This window comes from Burkholderia cepacia complex sp. TUM26381 (assembly GCF_057439935.1).
On sequence record NZ_CM172007.1, the window covers coordinates 1700842 to 1721260 of the forward strand.

Here is a 20419-nt window from a genome sequence, read left to right on the forward strand (position 1 = left end):
GGGACAGGCGGTCGATGGGGAAGGCGCCCGTCGCGTGCGGCATGCGCGGCCGACGGGGCGGCCGCGCATCCGCCCCGAACGGGCGAATTGTCGATGCTGCAGATTTTAACCAGATCGTTCACGGCGGCACACCCTGGCCGAACGGGATATCGTCGCGCCGCCTAGTGCAAACCCGAAAAGCGTTCGATAATCGCACGAACTTGAACGATAATCGCGCATTTTGTCCGATTGGCCAATTGCCGCCGTGCGGCGCGCGCCCTATTCTCCGTTCACCCATCGACTTCAATGCAGCATCGGACGCGGCGCCGCCACGATTCCACGATGCGCCGTGCCAGGAGACACCGCCATGACCCCAACCTTCGACACCCTCGACGCCGCCGCCGGCGCCCGCGCGCGCAGCCAGGCCCGCAAGGCCGCGATCGGCAGCTTCGTCGGCGCCGTCGTCGACTGGTACGACTTCCTGCTGTACGGGATCGTCGCCGCGCTCGTATTCAATTCCGAGTTCTTTCCGAAAGTCAGCCCCACGATGGGCACGCTCGCGGCGTTCGCGACGTTCGGCGTCGGCTTCCTGTTCCGGCCGCTCGGCGGCGTCGTGTTCGGCCACTACGGCGACCGGCTCGGCCGCAAGCGGATGCTCGTGCTGACCGTGATGCTGATGGGGCTGTCGACGGTCGCGATCGGCCTGCTGCCGGCGTTCTCGACGATCGGCTGGTGGGCGCCGGTGCTGCTGGTGCTGATGCGCGCGATCCAGGGTTTCGCGGTCGGCGGCGAATGGGGCGGCGCGGCGCTGATGGCCGTCGAGAGCGCGCCGAAGCAGAAGAAGGCGTTCTACAGCAGCGGCGTGCAGGTCGGCTACGGTGTCGGGCTCGTCCTGGCCACCGGCATCGTATCGATCCTGAGCCACACACTCGGCGAGGCCGCGTTCAAGTCGTGGGGCTGGCGCCTGCCCTTCGTGTTCAGCATCGTGCTGGTGCTGATCGGGCTGTGGGTGCGCAAGAACATGGACGAGTCGCAGGAGTTCGTCGAGAAGGTCGAGCACGGCAACCGCAAGCTGCGCCTGCCGGTGCTGGAAGCGCTGACGCGCCATCCGAAGGCGTTCCTGCTGATCATCGCGCTGCGGCTCGCCGAACTGTTCACGATGTATATCGTCACCGCGTTCGCGCTCAGCTATTCGACGACGAACCTCGGCATGTCGCGCGACCTGTTCCTGAACATCGGCCTGCTGGTCGGCGCGGTGAGCTGCGTGACGATCCCGTGTTTCGCGTGGCTGGCCGACCGCTACGGCCTGCGCCGCATCTACCTGATCGGCGCGGTGATCGGCGTCGCGTCCGCGGTGCCGTTCTTCGTCGCGCTGGAAGCGCGGTCGATCGCGTGGATCGTGATCTTCTCGATCCTGCTGGCGAACGCCGCGCACGACATGGTCGTGAGCGTCCAGCAGCCGCTGTTCACCGAGCTGTTCGGCGCCGAATACCGCTACAGCGGCGCGGGCGTCGGCTACCAGTTCGCGAGCGTCGTCGGCGGCGGGTTCACGCCGTTCATCGCGGTCGGCCTCGTCAGCCTGGCGGGCGGGTCGTGGCACTTCGTCGCCGGTTATCTCGCGGTGGGCTGCCTGATCTCGCTGGCGGTCGCCGCACGGATGCGCGCGGCGCAGTGACGGAATGAGCGCGTGGCCGGCCCGACTCGCGGCCGGCCCATTCTCCACGCCGGCAGGCAATCGACCTGCTGCAGCGCAGGGGCGACGTCAAACACTGTCAATCGCACGCCCCCGATCCCCCTTTTCCCCTCTGAACATTCCACGCCGCCGGCCGACCAATGGCATCATATGGGCCTACGTCAGTCACCGATACGCCCCCATATCATGTCGAATCTCATCGTCCACGGCGGCACTCCGCTGCGCGGGGACATCAAGCCGTCCGCGAACAAGAACGCCGTCCTGCCGATTCTGTGCGCCACCCTGTTGACCGATCAGCCGCTGCGCCTCATCGGCGTGCCGGACATCACCGACGTGCGCAAGATCCTCGACATCTTCCGCACGCTCGGCAGCGATGTGTCGGTCGACTTCACGACGGGTTTGCTCGAACTCCACCATCGCAACACGAAGTTCGATCCGGCCGTCCACCGGCTGCCCGAGGCGATGCGCTCGTCGATCATGCTGATTCCGCCGCTGCTCGCGCGTTTCGGCGTCGCGCGCCTCGAGAACGACGTGAAAGGCTGCACGCTCGGCGTGCGCGAAATCGACCCGCACGTCGAGGTGTTCGAGCGTTTCGGCGCGCACATCGAGCGCACGCCCGATTCGCTGATCGTCCGTACCGACGGCCCGCTGACGGCCAACGATCACTGGTTCGACTACGCATCGGTGACGACTACCGAGAACTTCGCGCTGTGCGCGACGACCGCGAGCGGCACGTCGACGCTGATGAACGCGGCGTCCGAGCCGCACGTGCAGGAGTTCTGCCAGTTTCTCGCGATGATCGGCGTCACGATCGAGGGGATCGGCACGTCGCGGCTGTGCGTGACGGGCGGCGGCAAGCTCGGCGGCGGCGAGTTCCGCTTCGCCGAGGATTTCCACGAGATCGCGACGTTCCTCGCGCTCGGCGCGATCACCGGCGGCGACATCACCGTGCGTAACTCGTCGCCCGAACATTTCCCGCTGATCGACCGCACGTTCGCGAAGTTCGGCGTCAACGTCACGCACAGCGACGGCTGGTCGCGTGCGGAACGCGACGGCCCGCTGCGCGTGCGCCGGCCGTTCACGCAGAACATCCTGACCAAGGTCGAAGCGGCGCCGTGGCCGTACCTGCCGGTCGATCTGCTGCCGATCTTCATCGCGCTCGGCGTGCGCGCGGAAGGCAGCGCGATGTTCTGGAACAAGGTCTACGACGGCGCGCTCGGCTGGTCCGGCGAACTGTCGAAGTTCGGCGCGCACGTGCTGCTGTCCGATCCGCACCGGTTGATCACGTTCGGCGGGCTGCAACTGACGCCCGCACGCGTCGAAAGCCCGTACATCATCCGTGTCGCGATCGCGCTGCTGATGGTGGCCGCGAGCATCGAAGGCCGTTCGGAAATCATGAATGCGCTGCCGATCCGCCGCGCGCATCCGCATTTCGTCGAAAACCTGCGTTCGGTCGGTGCGAACGTCGAGTGGACGAGCAGCGAGTAAATCCCTGACGGGGCCGCGCACGTGACGCAAGCGTCGCATGGCGCCCCCGCAATCGGCCGGCCATTGCGCCGGCCGCTCCTCTCCCGCGTTACCCGCCCTCCCCGCAATCGACATCACCGGCGCCCATGTGGTCGAACCCGTAAAGCATCACGGCCGTCGTGCCGCGTGCGGGGTTGCTCGGGCGTTTCGCGAGGCTTTCATCGAGCGCGTCCGACGGATACTGGACGCTCGTATCCATCACGTTGCCCGGCTGCGACCGCAGTTCTGCTTCGGTCAGCTTGCTCCCCTCCGCGCGCGGCAGCCCGAACGCCTTGCGCACCTCTGCCGCGTTCCACGTTCCCTTCAGCGTGACCGTGACCATCTGCAGCTCGCCATGCTCCCAGCTCAGGTCGACCTTCGTCGCGAGCGGATGCACGCTGGCCGCGAGCCGGTCGGGGAACGCCGGGCCTTCGTAGTACGCCTTCGTGTTCTTGCACGCGTCGCCGGTGTTCCGGTACTTCTTCAGCGCGCAATTGAAGCGCTTGTCACGATAGCCGAGCGCCGTTTCGACGTAGCAGCCGAACCTGGGCGACGTCATGCGCGGCCACGCACGGATGTCGACGGCCGGTTTGGGGAGTGTTGCGCCGGTAGTTGCAGGGTTCGCCGCGGCAAGCAGCGGCACGGCCGCGACGAGCACGGCCAGGGCGGATTCTCGGATTGTCATTGTTCTGTTCCAGTCGGACCGGCGATTCTAGCGCGGCTTCGCCAGCGTGGTTGATCTGCGCGATAATCGCCCGATTCTGCGCGTTCACCGCACACCAGCCTTCAGCGACCTGACGATGAAAAAGCCCGATCTCGACCGACGCGACTGGATTGCCGGCCTCGAAAAAGGCCTGATGATCCTGGAAGCGTTCGACAGCCAGCACGCGCGCATGACGCCCACGCAGGCCGCCGCGCGCACCGGCCTCACACGCACGGCCGCGCGGCGCTACCTGCTGACGCTCGAATCGCTCGGCTACGTGTACACCGACGGCAAGCTGTACGGCCTCACGCCGCGCGTGCTGCGGGTCGGCTGGTCGTACTTCGATTCGGCGCGGCTGCCGCGCACGGTCCAGCCCTATCTGCAGCAACTGAGCGCGTCGCTGAACGAATCGGCGTACGTGAGCGTGCTCGACGGCTGGGAACTGGTGTTCATCGCACGCAACGGCGTGTCGCGGGTGATGACGACGGGCTTCGTGCTCGGCGCGCGCGTGCCGGCGCCGCTCACGTCACCCGGTGTCGTGCTGCTCGCCCATCATCCCGATCGCGAAGCCGTCCGCGCGTGGCTCGACGACACCGAACTGCCGCCGTTCACGCCGCACACGATCACCAACAAGGCGCGCCTGCTCGAACAGGTCGACCAGGCGCGCGACGCCGGTTTCGCGGCGATCGAACAGCAATTGCAGGTCGGCGTGCGCGGGATCGCGGTGCCGCTGAAGAACCGTCACGGCGAAGTGGTCGCCGCGCTGAGCACGAACATGCCGATCGGCGCGGAGACGGCCGACGCGGCCGTGCGGCGTGTGCTGCCACATCTGCAGGAAGCCGCGCTCGCGATGCTCAACGTGCTGTAGCGGCAGGCGGCCTCGCCTTGACCGTCACCCGATTCGCCACCATCGCGGCAGCAGGTCGCGCACTTCGCGCCTTCGGTAACGGTCGTCGATCAGGTGCACGACGCCTTCGTCATGCTCGGTGCGGATCACGCGCCCGGCAGCCTGCACGACCTTCTGCAAGCCCGGATACAGGTACATGTAGTCGTAACCGTTGCCGAAGCGCGCCTCCATCGCTTGCCGCATCTGCTCGTTGACGTCGTTGACCTGCGGCAGCCCGAGCGTCGCGATGAAGGCGCCGATCAGCCGTTCGCCGACCAGGTCCACACCTTCCGAAAACGCCCCGCCCAGCACCGCGAAGCCGACGCCCCGCCCGCCTGCGTCGAAGCGCGCGAGAAACGCGTCGCGCTCGCTTTCGGCCATGCCGGGCGCCTGTGCCCACACGGGCACGTCCGGATGGCGCGTCTGCATCAGCGCAACCACGCGCCCGAGGTAGTCGAAGCTGCTCAGGAAACCGAGGTAGTTGCCGGGCCGTGTCGCGTATTGCGCCGCGATCAGGTCGGCGATCGGTTCGAGCGACCGGTCGCGGTCGCGCCAGCGCGTCGACACGTGGCTCGCGACGCGTACCGTCAGTTGTTCGGCGCGGAACGGCCCGTCGACGTCGAGCCAGCCCGTATCGCCAGGCAGCCCGAGCGTGTCGCGGTAGAAATGGAACGGGCTCAGCGTGCCCGAGAACAGCACGGTCGCGCGCGCGGCGTCGTAGCGCGGCGCCAGGAAACCGGCAGGGATCACGTTGCGCACGCACAGCGTCGACTGGACGCGGCGGCGTCGATTCGCCGATACGACCCCGTCGAGCGCCGGTTGGCGCGGCATCGGCTCGCCATGCAGGGTTGCGTCGAAGATCGAGGCGCTGTCGAAGGCTTCGGCGAGCACGCCGAACTGGATCGCCTCGAAATGAAACCGCAGCAGCGCGTCGCCGTTCGCGCGCGGCGCGTCGGTCAGGTGTTCGCCGATCGCCGCGACGAGGTTCTGCACGGCCGACACGATCGGGCCCGGGACATCGGGATAGGCCGCATAGCGCTCGGTCTGCGCGCGATTGACCGTGCCCCACGCGCGGGCGAGCCGGTCGAATGCCTTGCGCAGCGCCGTCGGCGCGGCTTCGCGTGCGGCCGCGAACGCGAACGGATCGAGCGACGCGCTGTACATCTTGCGCGCGCGGTCGAGCAGGTTGTGCGCTTCGTCGACCAGCACGCCGACGCGCCACTGGTTCTGCTGCGCGAGCGTATGCAGCATCGCGCTGCCGTCGTAGTAGTAGTTGTAGTCGCCGATCACCATGTCCGACCAGCGCGCGAGTTCCTGGGACAGGTAGTACGGACAGACGTCGTGCGCGAGCGCGGCCGTACGCACGGCATCGCGATCGAGCAGCCCGGCCTCGATCGCCGCATCGCGCGCGGCGGGCAGCCGGTCGTAGAAGCCTTTCGCGAGCGGACACGATTCGCCGTGGCACGCGCTGTCCGGATGCTCGCACGCCTTGTCGCGCGCGACGAGTTCCAGCACGCGCAACGGCAGCGCGGGCGTGCCGGCGCCGAGCGTCGTCGCCGCTTCGAGTGCGAGCGCGCGGCCGGGCGTTTTCGCGGTCAGGAAGAACACGTGGTCGAGCTCGCCCTCGCCGCACGCCTTCAGCATCGGAAACACGGTGCCGAGCGTCTTGCCGATGCCGGTCGGCGCTTGCGCCATCAGGCAGTGTTCGTCGCGTGCGGCGCGATAGACCGAGACCGCCAGTTCGCGCTGGCCGCTGCGGAACCGCCCGTGCGGAAACGCGAGCGCGCGCAGCGCCGCATCGCGCGCCGCGCGATGGGCCGTCTCGCGCTCGGCCCAGCCGACGAAGCACGCGCACTGCTCGGCGAAGAACGTCGCGAGCGTGCCGGCATCCAGCGTTTCCGTCAGCTTGGTCTCGCGTTCGGACACGATGTCGAAATACACGAGCGCGACGTCGATTTCCTTGAGGCCGCGCGCGTCGCACATCAGGTGCGCATAGACCTTCGCCTGTGCCCAGTGCAGCGCGCGGTGGTTGTCCGGCATCGCGTCGAGGCTGCCGCGGTAGGTCTTGATTTCCTCGAGACGGTTCGCGACCGGATCGTAGCCGTCCGCGCGGCCGCGCACGGTGAGCGTGCCCCACGTGCCCGTCAGCGCGATTTCGGTTTCGTAGCGCGCGCCGCGCTTCGACGTGACCGCGCCGTGGCCGGCGATGCCTTCGAGCGCCGTGGGCGCGGGCGTGAAGCGCAGGTCGAGGTCGCCGCGCCGCGCGGTGAACTCGCACATCGCCCGCACCGCGACGACGTAGCTCATGCGGACAGCCCTGCCGCTTCGGCGTACGCGACGCCCTCGCCGGCCCACTCGACATCGACGACGCGCACCGGCATGCCGTGTGCGATGCAATACGCGAGCCAGCGCGTCTGGTTGTCCTGCAGGCGGTCGCCGGGCCCTTTGACCTCGATCAGCTCGTAGCGGCGTTCGCCGGGCCAGAAGCGGACGAGATCGGGCAGTCCCGAGCGGTTGCTGCGGATATCGGCGAGCAGGCGCGTGAACCACAGCCGCAGGTGCTCGGGCGGCAGGCACGCGAGCGCTTCGTCGAGCAGCGTGTCGGTCAGCACGCCCCAGAACACGAACGGCGATTGCAGCCCTGCCTTCGTCGCGAAATGGCGGCGGATCGTGTCGCGGTACGCGCCCGAATCGAGCTGCGCGAAGCATGCGTCGAATGCAGCCGCCCGGCGCGCGCCGAAATCGGGCGCGTGCAGGTCGGCCGGGCCGCGCTGGAACGGGTGGAAAAACGCGCCGGGCACGGCCGCGAACACGGGCTCCCAGCACAGCAGCCCGAACAGCGAGTTGATCAGCGTGTTTTCGACGTAATGGACCGGCGAAGCGGGCTCCGCGAGATGGTCACGCACCGCGAATTCGACGTTGACGAACGCGTCGGGACGGGCGAGCACGAGCGTCTCGCGCGGCACGTCGGCCGCTGCGGCCGCGCGTTCGACGCGCTGGCCTGCGCGGCGCTGCAGACGCGGCAGCATGCGCTCGACGCGCTGGCGTTCCTCGTCGCTCTCGAAACCGGCGCGTGCATCGAGCGCCAGCGCGAGCGCCTCGTCGTCGCGCCCGCCGCGTTCGAGTACGCGGATGCGCCGGTGGCGGCTGCCGGGCCACGCGCTGCGCGCGTACGCGTCGAGCGCGGCATCCCAGTCGGCACGGCGCTCGCAGGTCTGCCCGAGCGCGAACAGCAGCTTCGCACGGCGCGTCGCGAGCCACGGCTGTGCGCAGCCGGCCGCGTCGATCGCGCGCATCAGGTCGTCGAACGGCAGATCGTCGGGCCACACGTCGAGCGCGTCGCGGCACATCTGCAGCGCAAGATACGCGTCGACGTCGCCACGCTGCTGGAACGCGCGCGACGACGGCGCGATCGGCACGCTTTCGTACTGGAACACGCCGAGATCGGCAAGCACGAACTCGCTCCAGTCCTGATGCAGATTGCCGAAGAACATCAGCCGCAGCCGGTCGCACAGCGCGCCGACCGTCACGCGCAGCACGCGGTCGCCGGCCTGCGCGCACCACGCGTCGAGCGGCTGCGCGGTGTCGTGCGCGGGCCGCAGCCGCTCGAGCCATTCGGGCTTGCGCTCGCCCGCATGCGCGGCGAGCGCCGGGAAGATGCGCAGCAGGTCGGCCTTGGTCGACAGCGCGAACAATTCGTCGAGCGTGAGTGCGGGCGCCGGGTCGACCCAGCCGAGTTCGACGAGCGGCGCGGCCGCGTCGAGCGTGCAGCCGATTTCGTCGTACACGAGCTTGCTGGCGCGGAAGTCGGACCCGTTGCGCATCAGCATCCGCACGAGCAGCGCGCGCGACGCCTGCGGCAAGGTCGCGAACTGCCGGACGAACGCGTGCTCGTGCGCGTCGAACAGGTCGTCGTAACGCTCGCCGAGCCAGGCCAGCGCGCGTTCGAAATTGGTCAGGTAGTAAAACGCCGGGGGCGTCGGCGAGGCAGGCGTCACGGAAATCGATCACTGTACATTTGTACAGGTTCGAATCATATCAAATGTGACGGCAGATGCCGTGTGCGGCATCTGCCCTCCGCTGCCCGCCCCGGTCAGAACTGGTAATTCACCGACATGTCGAACACGCCGTTGGTCGACTGCTGCGTGATCGGGCTGCGCGCCGCGCGGCCGACGAGCTGCTCGATCGCGCCGTCCATCGTGACGAACCAGTGCTTGTTCACGAACCACACCATCGTCACGCCGAGGCCGGCCGACTTGATCCCCGCCCCCGACGAGTAGGCCGGCAGCCCCGAGCGCGCGGCGGCGCCCTGGCTTACGCCGAACCAGCTGTTCATGTAACGCGAATCGGCGAACGACACGGTCGGCCCGGCGAACCAGAAGAAGTTTTCGTTGCTGCCCGGCATCGGCATGTACGCGGAGAAATCGCCGGTCCAGCCGTTCGAGCCGCCGATGCTGCGCCGGACGTCCGCGCGCAGCACCAGCGGGAATTCCTTCGAGATCACGTAATCGGCCGCCAGCTTCATCACGGGTGCCGCATTGATGTTGTCGAGGCCGTTCAGGTGGCCGAGATCGTCGGCCGAGCGGCGCCCGAGGTCATAGCCGACCGACAGGCTCACGCGCCAGTTCGGCCCGCGCAGCACGTTCGCGCCCAACCCTTCGCCCGTCGACAGGAAGAACAGGTCGCGATAGCGGATGTCGAAATTCGGGCCGCCCATCACGCGATAGCGGTCGGAGCCCGCATAGCGCGGCTGCAGCGTCATCGCGGCGCCGACGCTGACCTGCCAGGTGGAGATGGTCGGGTCGAACAGTTTCTCGAGCGGCACGCCCGCCGAGTATTGCCACTCGCCGAGCGGCGAAGGTGTCTGGGCCGACGCGTCGCGGGCGCCGGCCGCGGCGAGCGCCGCGCATGCCGACAGGCCGGATACGAACCGGCGTGCGCCGGGGGACAGCAACGGGCGAGCAACTGTGGTCAAGGCGGTCTCCGTCGGTTGCGCGAAACGAACCTGAAGGAAAGCGCGTCGCGCTTCATCGGCTGCAACAGCGGGCAGCCTGCTGCGCGAACGTAGCGTGCGCTGAATTAACGGACATCCTACGCGACACGCGCGCAGACGCAAAGCGCCCGTTGTGGGCGGGCACATTGCCGGATTCCGGCATGAGACGGTCGTTGATTGCGGAATCAGAAACGTTCGACGTGATAGTCGCCAGCCGGCGTGGCCGGACTGCGCGACGACATCATCCGCGTGAAGCCGTCGGCGAGCCGTCCGAGCGCGAGCTGTTTCTGGCTGGCGTCCCAGTGCGTGTAGGTGTCGTACGCGGCATCGTCGAACGAAACGGTGACGGCGACCGGGCGGCCGCTGGCGCGAAAGCCGATCTGCAGCACGCCGCCCGGCAATTCCTCGATGTGATAGCGCAGCGAACGCGATTCGAAATAGCGGCCCAGCACCTGAGCGATCGCGCGCTTGTCTGGCGATTGCACGTGAATGTCCATGACGGTCCTCCTTTTCAGTGTTCGTGCGGCAGTCGTGGCGCACCGTTCCCGCCCGGCATCCGCATCGGCGGCGGATGCGACGGCGGGTCGCCTTGCGGCAACCCTTCCGGCACGGGCGGATCGACCGGATCGTCGTGCCCGGGCGGCGGCGGGTCCGGGTCGACGTCGGGTGTCGTCGGCTCGGGGCGGTGCAGCGTGGATCGCATCTTCATGTCACTCCTGCGCGACGGCGCGCCTCTCGATGGCGTCGCGATCGCGCGCAAGCGGCGTGCCCGCTGCCGCACCGTGAACATCGGCCGGCGCGTTCAGTCGCCGTAGGCCGCCATCACCGGCCACATCGCGCGGCCGTCCGCGGTCAGCGGCACCGCGACCGCGAACCGGGCGGACGGCACGCATTGCGCGGCGAGCGCCCGCTGTGCGCGCTCCGGGCCGTCGTAGACGGTGTCGGTCAGTTCGCGTCCTCCGTCCCTGCCGTCGAACAGGCGCCGTTCGGGCCGACAGACCCGCGATTCGCGCTTCCACGCGTCGAAGCGCCCGCGCACGTGGCCGAAATCGCCGCCGCATACGTTCGCGTCGTAACGTATCCTTTCCCTGGATGCATGCATCACGATGTCCTCTCGTCCATGCCGACGGCGCGCGACGCATGGCCTGCGTACCGGCCCGGCGCCCCCGGCGCGCGAGCGTCGTGCCGCTGCTGCGTCGCCGGCACGGCGCTTGCGCCTGCAGTCACGACCAAGGAGGTTCGACCATGACCGTTTACGCCACCGGCCGCCACGACGCCGTGTCACCGGCTGCCGGACTGCTCCGGATCGCCACGTCCCGCCCGCCGTCCGAAGACAAGACGGAGGAGCGCATCGACGAAGGCCTCGAGGAGACGTTTCCGGCCAGCGACCCGCCCGCCGTGGGCGGTGCGACCCGTATCGACCCCGCCAGACCGTCCGGCGAGCAGGACCGTCGCGCGCCGCACGTCCCTTCACCGCCCCGCGATCACGGCTGACGGCGGCAACCGGCCCGCAGTGCGCGGCGGCGCATGCGCGCGCCGGAGCAATCCGGAGTGAACCGATGAAACGCCTTGAACGCAGATGGCATGAAATCAGCGGCGCCGCCGGCGTCGCTGCACTGGCCGCCATCGAGAGCGCGGTGGTACTGGTGATCGTCGTGATGACGGGCATCGGCCACTGACGTCCCGCACCGCCCGCCCATGGCTGCCGCCGTGGAAGATGTACAAGCGGGCTGGCAAATTTCTCCGTCGCCCGGCCGTCGAGGCCCGGCGTGCACGGCGCGCGCGCGGCACGCAATCTGCTCCCGAATCGTCTCGCTCACAAAGGAGGCGCTCATGTATCGCGTCAACGAGATCATGTCGCGCGACGTGGTGTGCGTCGCGCCGACCGACACGATTCGGCATGCGGCCGAATTGATGCAGCGCTTCGATATCGGCGTGCTGCCCGTTTGCGACGGCACCGGACTCGTCGCGATCGTGACCGACCGCGATCTCGCGATACGCGGGCTGTCGCACGGCCATTCGCCCGATACACCCGTACAGGCCGTCGCGTCCACGCCCGTGCAGTGGTGCGTCGAGGATGACGGTGTCGGCGACGTCCAGCAGCGGATGGCCGATGTGCAGTTGCATCGCCTGCCCGTGCTCGACCGCGGCCTGCGGCTCGTCGGCATGGTGTCGCTCGGCGACATCGCGACGCGCGCGGGCGGCCCCGAGCGCGACGAACTGGCCAATACGCTCGAGGACGTGTCGCTGCCGCGGCGGCGCTGACCGGCGCCTGCTCGTTTCGCGCGGGCCGCCGCGGTGCCGCTTCGACCAGGAGGTTTTCGATGACAACGGACAGAATGCCGCGTGACGACACGCGCATCGTCGGCGAACGCCGCGGCGCGGCCGGCAGCGGCCCCGGGCCCGACGTGATGGCGGCCCGCACGCTCGTCGGCGATCGCGTGCTGACGATGGATGGCGACGACATCGGCAACGTCGCCGACATCATGCTCGACGTGCGATCCGGCCGGATCGCGTATGCGGTGGTTGGGTCGGGCGGCGTGCGCGGGCTCGGCGACAAGCTGCTCGCGGTGCCGTGGAACGCGCTCGTGCTCGACATCGAGCGCAAATGCTTCGTGCTGCCGGTGGCGACCGCGCACGTGCGCGACGCACCCGGCTTCGACCGCGACCGCTGGCCGGCGATGGCCGATCCGGACTGGGCCGGCGCGCTGCACGCGTATTACGGCAGTGCGCCGTACTGGCTGATCGAGGAAGGCGAAACGGCGCTCGACTCGCCGCCGCACGAGGCGTCGCCGGACGGTCCCGAGAACGGCAAGCGGCAACGTTGACGCGGGTCAGTGCGCGGCCGCGATCGTCCGCGCGAGTTGCCGCGCGGCGGCCAGATGCGCGTTCAGCGTCGGCAGCGTGCCGGCCGCGAATGCGCGCAGCTGCGGGTCGCGGCCGATTCGCGCTTCGGTTTCGTAGAGCCGGATCGCCGACTCGTGCGCACGCGGGCCCGCCAGCGCAACATACGCCGCGTCGAACGCATGACCATCCTTCGTTCGCAACGCCGTGACGGCCGGATCGACCAGCATCCGCGCCTGGACCGGCACGCCCTTTTGCGTGCCGAGCTGCCGCAAATCGCCGGCGATGCGGGCGTGATCGTCGACCATCCGGCGCGCGAACGCCTTCACGTCAGGATTCGACGAGCGGTCGAGCGCCAGTTGGCTGGCCTGCCGCTCGACCTTGTCGAGCATGCCGGCCTTGTCGACGAACTCCGCATCGATGCCGGTCGGCCGCTGCGTCATGCCGGCCTCGTCGGCGGTCGTGCCGGGGCGGACGATACCCGGTGCGACCTGCACCGACGAAGCGGGCGGCGTCTGCGCGTGCGAACGCGCGAAGGCCAGAGCGCCAACGAGGGCCGCCAGTGCGATTGCCGCCCGGCGGCGACCGTGGCGCCTTTTCCGGTTCGTTGTCATTCGGGCCTCGCGGTTTCGCGACGGAGCGGGCCGGCCGCGCGGGTTGCCGTCACGCGGGCCGCCGGGACGACGAAAAGAAATCGGTCCATGCGCCGTTGTGCCACGCGCCCTCGGTACGCTCCACCGACAGCGCACCGGCCGCGAGCATCGTCCGCTCCGCGAACGCGATCGTGCGCCGCGTCACATGCGCGGCCAGCCCGACGCCGTTCTCGCGCTGCTTCAGCGCGCCGTGGCCCTCGGGCGCATCGCCACGCATCCTGCCGAGCGCACCGCACAATGCGCCGACGTAACCGCCGACGAGCGGCACACCGATCCACACGTGCGGCGAATGCAGCCCACCCAGGTCGAGCAGCGCGGCTCCGGCAAGCCCGGCGAGCGCGCCGATGGCCACGCCTTCCAGCGCACCGATGCGGCCCGGCCGCGCGGCGGTGTCTGCACAGGCATCGCCACCGAGCCGGAACAGCGCGTGCTGGCCAGGCGGATCGAGAAAGAAAACCTTGACGTCGTCACGCTGCATGACGTGGCCGCGCAGTTGCTCCGCGCAGCGTTCCGCCTGTTCGAGCCGCGAAAATCGGCCCGCGATGATGGTGTCCATGTCGCGCCCTCCTGCCCGGCGACACGCCGGGCCGCGGGCGCGCGACGCCCGCTCGGCCTGGCGCTGCCCCGCGCATCCCGTTACTTCCGGCGGATCTGCAGCCTGTCGCGCACGCCGCTCACGCCGTCGACGTCGTGCGCGACGCGGAGCGCGGTCGCACGTTGTCGCTCGTCGGGCACGCTGCCCGTGAGTTCGGCGACGCGATGGCGAACCTGGACATCGATGTCGCCGGACGCCAGCCCGCGTTCAGCGACGAGCGCCGCCCTCACACGGGACGCGAGCGTCGCGTCGCGGATCTGGCCGCCGACCGCCGACGCCTGGTTCGCGAGCTTCGCGCCGACGCCTTCCTCGGCCGATGCCTGGCCGGGTGCCGCCGCGAACCCTGCACACGACAGCATCAGCATGCTCGCGATCGACACGACCGGCGTCATGCGCTTCGGTCGAGCTGGTTTGCGGCCCGTGCCGTCGCGCCGCATGGTTTTCGTTGCATCCATCGGGCCTCCTTTGCTCCAGTGTGACCGGGCGCTCAGCCGCGCCCTTTCCCGCCGTGCACATCGTCCGGCGCGACGTCGACGATCACGCTCGCGAGCGTCGGCATGTCGACCGGCTTGCACAGATACGCGTCGAAGCCGGCGGCCATTACGCGATGGCGGTCGGCGTTGCCGGCATGCGCGGTGACGGCAACGACCGGCAGATGCCCGCCGCCGTCCGGCAAATGGCGGATGCGGTCGAGCAGCCAGAAACCGTCGCCGTCCGGCATCGCGAGATCCGACAGCACGACGCTCGGCGGATGCCGTGCCACCGCATCGAGCGCGTCGTGTCCCGATTGCGCGGTCGACACCTGCGCGCCCATCGTTTCGAGCGCCACGGCGAGGCTCGCGCGCGAGCTGGCGTCGTCGTCGACGACGAGCACGCGCTGGCCGTCGAGCGTCAGCGTGTCCGAGGCCCCTGCGGGGCGCGCGAAATTCCCGGCCGGATCGTCGGTGTCCCAGCCGGCCGGCAGCGTGACCGTCACGGTCGTCCCGCGCCCGGCGCCCTCGCTCGTCGCGACGACGTCGCCGCCGTGCAACTGCGCGATGTTGCGCACGATCGACAGGCCGAGGCCCAGCCCGCGTTTCGGCGACGCGAACGCGCCCTCGGGCCGGCTGAATGTCTCGAACAGGTGCGGCAGGTATTCCGGCGCAATGCCTTGCCCCGTGTCGGCGACCGACAGCCGCACACGCTCGCCCGCCCGCGTCAGCGACACGGTGATGCGTCCGCCTGGCGGCGTGAACTTGATCGCGTTCGACAGCAGGTTGGACAGCACCTGGCGCACGCGCTCGCCGTCGGCCGGAATCACGCAGGTCGGCATCGCATGCTCGGTCGACAGCTCGAGCCCGTTCGCCTGCGCCGTTGCGTCGAGTTCGCGCGCGGCATCGCCCACGACCCGCACGAGATCGACCGGCACGCGTTCGAGGCGCAGCCGGCCCGTCGCGAGCGACGACGCGTCGAGCAGGTCGGCGACCATGAGCGACAGCGACCGCGCGCTGCGATCGATTGCGTCGACCGCCTGTTCGGCGAGCCCGTGACCGTCGACGTTGCGCAGCACCTCGACCCAGCCGTAGATCACGTTCAACGGTGTGCGCAGTTCGTGCGACACCGTGGCCAGCAACTCGTCCTTGAGCCGGTTCGACGCGTCGGCCTGCATGCGCGCATCGCGTGCGCGGCGCAGGTCGCGCCGCTCGCCGCGGCGGCGTTCGCGCGCTTCGCGCAGCGTCATCGACAGGCCCGTGCAGTTGCCGTGCGCATCGACGATCGGCGAAGCAGCGAAGGTGGCGCGGAACCGGCCGCCGCCGCTGCGCACGCACAGCACGTCGAGGGGGCCGATCGGCGCCTGCATGTCGGCGAACGACACCGGCACCGGATACCGCCGCAACCAGCGCGGCGCGATCATCGTGGCGACGTCGCGTCCGGCGGCCTGCGCCGCGTCGATGCCGAAGATCCGCCGGGCAGCCGGATTCCAGCTCGTGATCCGCAGCGCGGCATCGACGCCGACGATCGCGTCGGGCGACGCGTCGACCACCCGGCGCAACACACTGTCGTCCGGCACGCGCGCGGCGGGCACGGGTTCGCGATGCGGCGCGCGTTCGGCGTCGTCGCCGTCGTCATCGATGGCATGCAGGCGATCGTCCGCCAGCAGCGGCTTCACGGTCATCACGAGCACGCACTCGGCGAAACCGGTCGCGACGAACGTGCCGGCGTGCACGAGCAGCGCGGCCGGCGGGATATCGCGCCACCACAGCGTGCCGATCACGGCCACGCTCGCGCCGATCGCGGCCAGGCCGCCGCCGAACGACGTCAGCCATGCGGCAGCGGCCACGCCTGCATAGAAAGGCAGCGGCGCAAACGGCGCGTGCTCGCCGACGGCGCGAATCGCCCACGCCTGCAGCGCGGACGCCAGCCCGACGGCCAGCACGACCCATGCACCCTGCCGTAACAGCTCACGGGTCAGGTTCCTCATCGCATCCTTGCCTCGCGCCGGCTCCCGTCGCACGGCGTCACGCCGTGTGTCGGCCATCCGGCATGCCGTCGAGCGTGCCGGGCGGGCTTGGTGGCATCAGCAAACGCTATGCCCGGCGCGGGCGCCAAATGGCCGGACGGTGCGTCGCGCCGGTTGTCCGTCGGGGCATGGAAAAGGCATGCAGCGATCGACGGCGCCGGCCCTCCCGGCGCAATGCGGCCGTGACCGGCTTTTTCATCGGGTCTCTGTAAAAACGCACCGGTACGGCTCCGTACGCGAAAAGACCGATGGACGCCCTCTTCCGTCCCCGCCGCACACATTGGAATTTTCTATACAGCGGCACCTTCGCGGTCGTTTCGCTGTCGATGATAAATATTGCAATGAACGGAACGTGCGATGCCGATTTTCAAAACGGCCCGCCGTTCCCCCCGATACCGATGGTTGAAACCGCAAACCGGTCGAAGCAACGCGCAGACGGACGCCGGCTGTCCGGCCGTTCCGCCGCGATGCGCATGCTGATCGGCCGCATCGAGAAGATCGCGCCGACCCGCGCCAGCGTGATGATTGCCGGCGAAAGCGGGGTCGGGAAGGATATCGTCGCGCGCCGACTGCACGATCTCAGTGCGCGGCGCGATGGCCCGTTCGTGCCCGTGAACTGCGGTGCGATCCCGCCCGATATTGCCGAGTCGCAACTGTTCGGGCACGAGAAAGGCAGTTTCACCGGCGCGATCGCGCAGCGGGAAGGATTCTTCGAAGCTGCACGCGGCGGCACGCTGCTGCTCGACGAGATCGCGGAAATGCCCGCGGCGCTGCAGGTGAAGCTGCTGCGGGCGATCGAGTCGAATGCGATCGTGCGGGTGGGCGGCACCGAGCCGATTCCGCTCGACGTGCGCATCGTGTCGGCCACCCGCCACAACCCGGCCGAAGCTGTGCGCGACGGCCGGCTGCGCGAGGATCTGTTCTACCGGCTCGCCGCGTTCGCGCTCTATGTGCCGCCGTTGCGCCAGCGCGACGGCGACGTCGAGACGATCGCGCAGGAGTTCGTCGAGTCGCTGAACGCGCGGCACAGCTCGCACAAACGGCTGACCGACGCGGCGATCGCGGCGTTGCGCGCGTACCCGTGGCCCGGCAACGTGCGCGAGCTGCACAACGCGATCGAGCGCGCGTACATCCTGTCGGACGACGGCATCGACGTCGCGCTGCCGAAGCAGACGATACCGCCCGACCGCACGTCGGAGAGCGCGATGGCGCTGCCGCTCGGCGCGACGCTGCATCATGCGCAGCAGCGCTTCATCGCGGCGACGCTGCGCCATTTCGACGGCAACAAGCCGCGCGCGGCGAAGGCGCTCGGCATCAGCCTGAAGACGCTCTACAACCGGCTCGCGCTGATGCGCGACGGCGGCCGCTCCTGAGCGGCGCGGCCGCGCCCCCGCCTGGCCGCGTTACGCGACCTTGAACTGCCCGACCGTCGTCGCCAGCGCATTCGCCTGGGACTGCAGCGCCGTGGCGGCAGCGGTCGACTGTTCGACGAGCGCCGCGTTCTGCTGGACCATTTCGTCGAGCTGCGTCACCGCGCGGTTCACTTCCTGGATGCCGCGCGTCTGTTCGTTCGCCGCGTGCGTGATCTCGGAGATGATGGTCGTCACGTTCGACACGTTGGACACGATCTCGCGCATCGTGTCGCCGGCCTGGCGCACCTGCCCGGACCCGGCCGACACGCTCGCGACCGTCGATTCGACGAGCACCTTCACTTCGCGCGCGGCCTGTGCGCTGCGTTGCGCGAGACTGCGCACCTCCTGCGCGACGACCGCGAAGCCGCGGCCCTGCTCGCCTGCGCGTGCCGCTTCGACGGCCGCGTTCAGCGCGAGGATGTTGGTCTGGAACGCGATCCCGTCGATTACACCGATGATGTCGCCGATCCGGCCCGACGCTTCCTCGATCTTCTCCATCGTCGCGACGACGTCCGACACGACCACGCCGCCGTGCGACGCGATCCGCGACGCGGCCGCCGCGCGTTCGTCGGCCTGGCCGGCGGCTGCCGCCGACTGGCCGACGGTCGCGGTGATCTCTTCCATCGATGCCGCCGTTTCCTCGAGGCTCGCCGCTGCCGATTCGGTGCGCGACGACAGGTCCTGGTTGCCCGCCGCGATCTCGTTCGCGGCCGTGCGCACCGATTCGCTGGCGTCGCGGATCTGGCGCATCACGTCGTTCAGCTTGTCGACGAAGCTGTTGAACGAGCGCGCGATGTCGGCCACTTCGTCGCGGCCGTCCGCCGGCAGGCGGTGCGTCAGGTCGCCTGCGCCCGAGCCGATCTCGGCCATCGCCTGGCGCACCTGCGACAGGCGGCGGAATGCGGTGGCGGTGATCGCGCCGATGATCAGCGACGCGATACCGACGATCACGACCAGCGTGATCAGCGACGCGGTCAGCAGCGAGCGCATCCCGGCCGTCGCCTCGGTCTTGTCGAGCAGCACCAGCGCGTACCAGTCGGTGCCCGGCACGGGTTTCGCACGCACCAGCTTCGCGTCCCCGCCGACGCTCACCTCGACCGGCGCGCTCGCGGCTGCGATCGATGCGGCGCCCAGCGTGCCGAGTTCGGGCGACACGTCGGCCACCGGCTTCAGCGTGAGCTTCGCGTCCGGATGCGCGACGACGTGCCCGCTGCTGTCGATCAACATCCCGAAGCTCGCAGGTGTCGGGCGGATCGACTTCACGTTGGCGATCACGGTGTCCATCGAGACGTCCGCGGCGACGACGCCTTTCAGCGCGCCGTCTTTCAGGATCGGTACCGCGAACGTGACGACGAGGTTGCCCGTGCCGGCATCGACGTAAGGCGGCGTGACGACCGGCTTGCCGGCCTGCGCGGCCTGCTTGTACCACGGGCGGCCGGTCGGGTCGTAGTCGGGCGGGATACCGGTCGGGTCGGAGAAGTGGAACGCCTTGTCGGCGTACCCCGCATAGACGTTCGTGAAGCCGCCGGCCGTGGCCATCTGCTTGAACACCGGCAGCGGATCGGGCGCGAGCGCCGCATCCTGCAGCGACGCGATCATCCGGCTGCGGGTGGCGACCCAGTCGGCGATCCCGACCACGTGGCCGCTCGCGACGGAGGTCAGGTTGCGGTCGATCGCGTCGTCGTTGTACGAGTGCGCGATGAAATAGTTGATCAGCGTGGTGGCGGCGAGCGCGAATACGACAATGGCGACGCACGCAGCAAGGATGCGGGCGCGAATGGACGAGAGCATGGCAACGACTCGGTAAGGGAGCGCGAACGCCCGGTGGACCAATTCACCGGGTAAACGGCACGCGCGCCGCTTACTTGAGGTCGTTGTGACAATTCAGTGAAACGTATGACGAAAGACGTTGACGGCCGTCAGCGGATCGTCAGGATGGCCGGGGCCTGCGGGCCCATCGGGCACCGGGCCCGGCCCCTCCTCACAGACGATGGCTCGGTCGCGGATCGGCGTCCGTGGGCGCGGCACCGGCCTGCGTGTCGGCGTCGAAATCGTCCCGCTGGCGCATCCGTTCGCGCAGGTTCCGGATCGCGAACACGTGGATGTAGTCGTGCACGCGCGCCCCGGACGACAGGGCGCGTACTTCATCGTCGAGCATCGCACGCAACTGATCCGCGCCGATCGCGCGCTGTTCGGCGGCTTCCTTGAGTGAATCGAGCAAATTGTCCTTGGACATCGACGGACTCCTGACAGTCGAGGAATGGAAAAAACGACGGTACTGGAAGCTTAAAGACGGGTCGGCCGCGCGGCGTGCGATGCGCCGGCGCGAGTTTGCGCGCGATCAATGGCACGTTGCGTGCCGCCGTGCCGGTCCGTCCCCGAACCGGCCGCGCATGATTCGCGGCGCAAACTGCCCGCGAACGAGACTGGATATCCTGCCACGCCACCCCGGGGCGCGGCACCGGCGCCGGGCCGCGAATGGCGTGCCGGGCTGCGTCGATGCAGTGGGAAACTTAGACCGGCCGAAATCATGCGTCAAGCGACGCCCTGCGCACGCCGTTCATTCGTCGGAGCGAACGACCAAAGCGGGCGATCGACCGCCGCGCGTGTCAGCGGATTCCGATACGGGTCGCGCAATTTCCTGACAGCGACTTC

20 protein-coding genes are annotated in these 20419 nt (G+C 69.2%); 7 read left to right on the forward strand and 13 right to left on the reverse strand.

Features of this window, described 5'->3' with window-relative positions; genetic code table 11:
- Positions 1–346: 346 nt before the first annotated feature.
- Together shiA and ACWMMN_RS24340 are read left to right on the forward strand one after the other, a co-directional pair.
- Positions 347–1654, forward strand: a complete 1308-nt coding sequence (gene shiA / locus ACWMMN_RS24335; RefSeq protein ID WP_174992186.1) for a shikimate transporter — start codon at positions 347–349, stop codon at positions 1652–1654.
- A 204-nt stretch (positions 1655–1858) separates the two neighbouring features.
- The gene (locus ACWMMN_RS24340) at positions 1859–3160 is read left to right on the forward strand and encodes a UDP-N-acetylglucosamine 1-carboxyvinyltransferase (RefSeq protein WP_059240575.1); all 1302 of its coding nucleotides are present in this window, start codon (positions 1859–1861) and stop codon (positions 3158–3160) included.
- A gap of 88 nt (positions 3161–3248) precedes the next feature.
- On the opposite strand, the gene ACWMMN_RS24345 is transcribed toward ACWMMN_RS24340, so the two are convergent.
- Positions 3249–3863 (reverse strand): hypothetical protein, encoded by a 615-nt coding sequence (locus ACWMMN_RS24345; protein ID WP_174992187.1) that lies wholly within the window; start codon positions 3861–3863, stop codon positions 3249–3251.
- A gap of 115 nt (positions 3864–3978) precedes the next feature.
- Between ACWMMN_RS24345 and ACWMMN_RS24350 the strand changes: the two genes are divergently transcribed.
- Positions 3979–4749 (forward strand): IclR family transcriptional regulator domain-containing protein, encoded by a 771-nt coding sequence (locus ACWMMN_RS24350; protein WP_059240577.1) that lies wholly within the window; start codon positions 3979–3981, stop codon positions 4747–4749.
- A gap of 24 nt (positions 4750–4773) precedes the next feature.
- Here ACWMMN_RS24350 and ACWMMN_RS24355 read toward each other — a convergent pair whose 3' ends face one another.
- The 6 genes from ACWMMN_RS24355 to ACWMMN_RS24380 all read right to left on the reverse strand — a co-directional run bounded on the left by ACWMMN_RS24355 (position 4774) and on the right by ACWMMN_RS24380 (position 10862).
- On the reverse strand, positions 4774–7074 hold the full coding sequence (locus ACWMMN_RS24355) for an ATP-dependent DNA helicase (RefSeq protein ID WP_486424077.1): 2301 nt from the start codon (positions 7072–7074) through the stop codon (positions 4774–4776).
- Entirely contained in the window at positions 7071–8765 is a 1695-nt protein-coding gene (locus ACWMMN_RS24360; RefSeq protein WP_059240579.1) for a VRR-NUC domain-containing protein, read from the reverse strand. The genes ACWMMN_RS24355 and ACWMMN_RS24360 overlap by 4 nt, the downstream gene beginning before the upstream one ends.
- Positions 8766–8860: 95 nt before the next feature.
- Positions 8861–9742: a MipA/OmpV family protein gene (locus ACWMMN_RS24365; RefSeq protein WP_059240580.1), complete on the reverse strand. Its 882-nt coding sequence runs from the start codon at positions 9740–9742 to the stop codon at positions 8861–8863.
- 203 nt (positions 9743–9945) lie between these two features.
- A complete protein-coding gene (locus tag ACWMMN_RS24370) occupies positions 9946–10257 on the reverse strand; it encodes an ATP-binding protein (RefSeq protein WP_059240581.1) in 312 nt (103 codons plus the stop codon).
- 14 nt (positions 10258–10271) lie between these two features.
- Complete coding sequence (locus ACWMMN_RS24375) at positions 10272–10469, reverse strand: hypothetical protein (protein WP_059240582.1); 198 nt, start codon at positions 10467–10469, stop codon at positions 10272–10274.
- 93 nt (positions 10470–10562) lie between these two features.
- A complete protein-coding gene (locus ACWMMN_RS24380) occupies positions 10563–10862 on the reverse strand; it encodes a hypothetical protein (RefSeq protein WP_486423232.1) in 300 nt (99 codons plus the stop codon).
- Between the two features lie 143 nt (positions 10863–11005).
- Between ACWMMN_RS24380 and ACWMMN_RS24385 the strand changes: the two genes are divergently transcribed.
- From ACWMMN_RS24385 to ACWMMN_RS24395, 3 genes are all read left to right on the forward strand, one after another.
- Complete coding sequence (locus tag ACWMMN_RS24385; protein WP_059240584.1) at positions 11006–11254, forward strand: hypothetical protein; 249 nt, start codon at positions 11006–11008, stop codon at positions 11252–11254.
- Positions 11255–11593: 339 nt separating this feature from the next.
- Positions 11594–12025, forward strand: coding sequence for a CBS domain-containing protein (locus ACWMMN_RS24390; protein WP_059240585.1), 432 nt, complete (start codon positions 11594–11596; stop codon positions 12023–12025).
- 59 nt (positions 12026–12084) lie between these two features.
- Complete coding sequence (locus tag ACWMMN_RS24395) at positions 12085–12588, forward strand: PRC-barrel domain-containing protein (protein WP_486423233.1); 504 nt, start codon at positions 12085–12087, stop codon at positions 12586–12588.
- A gap of 6 nt (positions 12589–12594) precedes the next feature.
- Here ACWMMN_RS24395 and ACWMMN_RS24400 read toward each other — a convergent pair whose 3' ends face one another.
- The 4 genes from ACWMMN_RS24400 to ACWMMN_RS24415 form a co-directional block, all read right to left on the reverse strand.
- A complete protein-coding gene (locus ACWMMN_RS24400) occupies positions 12595–13218 on the reverse strand; it encodes a DUF4142 domain-containing protein (RefSeq protein ID WP_174992193.1) in 624 nt (207 codons plus the stop codon).
- 49 nt (positions 13219–13267) lie between these two features.
- Positions 13268–13813, reverse strand: coding sequence for a hypothetical protein (locus ACWMMN_RS24405; protein ID WP_059240588.1), 546 nt, complete (start codon positions 13811–13813; stop codon positions 13268–13270).
- Positions 13814–13893: 80 nt separating this feature from the next.
- On the reverse strand, positions 13894–14307 hold the full coding sequence (locus tag ACWMMN_RS24410; protein WP_059240589.1) for a BON domain-containing protein: 414 nt from the start codon (positions 14305–14307) through the stop codon (positions 13894–13896).
- A 32-nt stretch (positions 14308–14339) separates the two neighbouring features.
- Positions 14340–16313, reverse strand: coding sequence for a hybrid sensor histidine kinase/response regulator (locus ACWMMN_RS24415; RefSeq protein WP_486423234.1), 1974 nt, complete (start codon positions 16311–16313; stop codon positions 14340–14342).
- A gap of 365 nt (positions 16314–16678) precedes the next feature.
- Between ACWMMN_RS24415 and ACWMMN_RS24420 the strand changes: the two genes are divergently transcribed.
- Complete coding sequence (locus ACWMMN_RS24420; protein ID WP_059240591.1) at positions 16679–17725, forward strand: sigma-54 interaction domain-containing protein; 1047 nt, start codon at positions 16679–16681, stop codon at positions 17723–17725.
- A 30-nt stretch (positions 17726–17755) separates the two neighbouring features.
- On the opposite strand, the gene ACWMMN_RS24425 is transcribed toward ACWMMN_RS24420, so the two are convergent.
- Positions 17756–19555, reverse strand: coding sequence for a methyl-accepting chemotaxis protein (locus ACWMMN_RS24425; RefSeq protein WP_059240592.1), 1800 nt, complete (start codon positions 19553–19555; stop codon positions 17756–17758).
- A 190-nt stretch (positions 19556–19745) separates the two neighbouring features.
- Positions 19746–20000, reverse strand: coding sequence for a DUF3562 domain-containing protein (locus ACWMMN_RS24430; protein ID WP_059240593.1), 255 nt, complete (start codon positions 19998–20000; stop codon positions 19746–19748).
- Positions 20001–20419: the final 419 nt, after the last annotated feature.

Excerpts from the sequence above, each read along its gene's own strand:
- shiA (WP_174992186.1), top strand. The coding sequence starts at position 347 with ATGACCCCAACCTTCGACACCCTCGACGCCGCCGCCGGCGCCCGCGCG.
- ACWMMN_RS24340 (WP_059240575.1), top strand. The coding sequence starts at position 1,859 with ATGTCGAATCTCATCGTCCACGGCGGCACTCCGCTGCGCGGGGACATC.
- ACWMMN_RS24345 (WP_174992187.1), bottom strand. The coding sequence starts at position 3,863 with ATGACAATCCGAGAATCCGCCCTGGCCGTGCTCGTCGCGGCCGTGCCG.
- ACWMMN_RS24350 (WP_059240577.1), top strand. The coding sequence starts at position 3,979 with ATGAAAAAGCCCGATCTCGACCGACGCGACTGGATTGCCGGCCTCGAA.
- ACWMMN_RS24355 (WP_486424077.1), bottom strand. The coding sequence starts at position 7,074 with ATGAGCTACGTCGTCGCGGTGCGGGCGATGTGCGAGTTCACCGCGCGG.
- ACWMMN_RS24370 (WP_059240581.1), bottom strand. The coding sequence starts at position 10,257 with ATGGACATTCACGTGCAATCGCCAGACAAGCGCGCGATCGCTCAGGTG.
- ACWMMN_RS24375 (WP_059240582.1), bottom strand. The coding sequence starts at position 10,469 with ATGAAGATGCGATCCACGCTGCACCGCCCCGAGCCGACGACACCCGAC.
- ACWMMN_RS24380 (WP_486423232.1), bottom strand. The coding sequence starts at position 10,862 with ATGCATGCATCCAGGGAAAGGATACGTTACGACGCGAACGTATGCGGC.
- ACWMMN_RS24385 (WP_059240584.1), top strand. The coding sequence starts at position 11,006 with ATGACCGTTTACGCCACCGGCCGCCACGACGCCGTGTCACCGGCTGCC.
- ACWMMN_RS24390 (WP_059240585.1), top strand. The coding sequence starts at position 11,594 with ATGTATCGCGTCAACGAGATCATGTCGCGCGACGTGGTGTGCGTCGCG.
- ACWMMN_RS24395 (WP_486423233.1), top strand. The coding sequence starts at position 12,085 with ATGACAACGGACAGAATGCCGCGTGACGACACGCGCATCGTCGGCGAA.
- ACWMMN_RS24400 (WP_174992193.1), bottom strand. The coding sequence starts at position 13,218 with ATGACAACGAACCGGAAAAGGCGCCACGGTCGCCGCCGGGCGGCAATC.
- ACWMMN_RS24405 (WP_059240588.1), bottom strand. The coding sequence starts at position 13,813 with ATGGACACCATCATCGCGGGCCGATTTTCGCGGCTCGAACAGGCGGAA.
- ACWMMN_RS24410 (WP_059240589.1), bottom strand. The coding sequence starts at position 14,307 with ATGGATGCAACGAAAACCATGCGGCGCGACGGCACGGGCCGCAAACCA.
- ACWMMN_RS24415 (WP_486423234.1), bottom strand. The coding sequence starts at position 16,313 with ATGAGGAACCTGACCCGTGAGCTGTTACGGCAGGGTGCATGGGTCGTG.
- ACWMMN_RS24420 (WP_059240591.1), top strand. The coding sequence starts at position 16,679 with ATGATAAATATTGCAATGAACGGAACGTGCGATGCCGATTTTCAAAAC.
- ACWMMN_RS24425 (WP_059240592.1), bottom strand. The coding sequence starts at position 19,555 with ATGCTCTCGTCCATTCGCGCCCGCATCCTTGCTGCGTGCGTCGCCATT.
- ACWMMN_RS24430 (WP_059240593.1), bottom strand. The coding sequence starts at position 20,000 with ATGTCCAAGGACAATTTGCTCGATTCACTCAAGGAAGCCGCCGAACAG.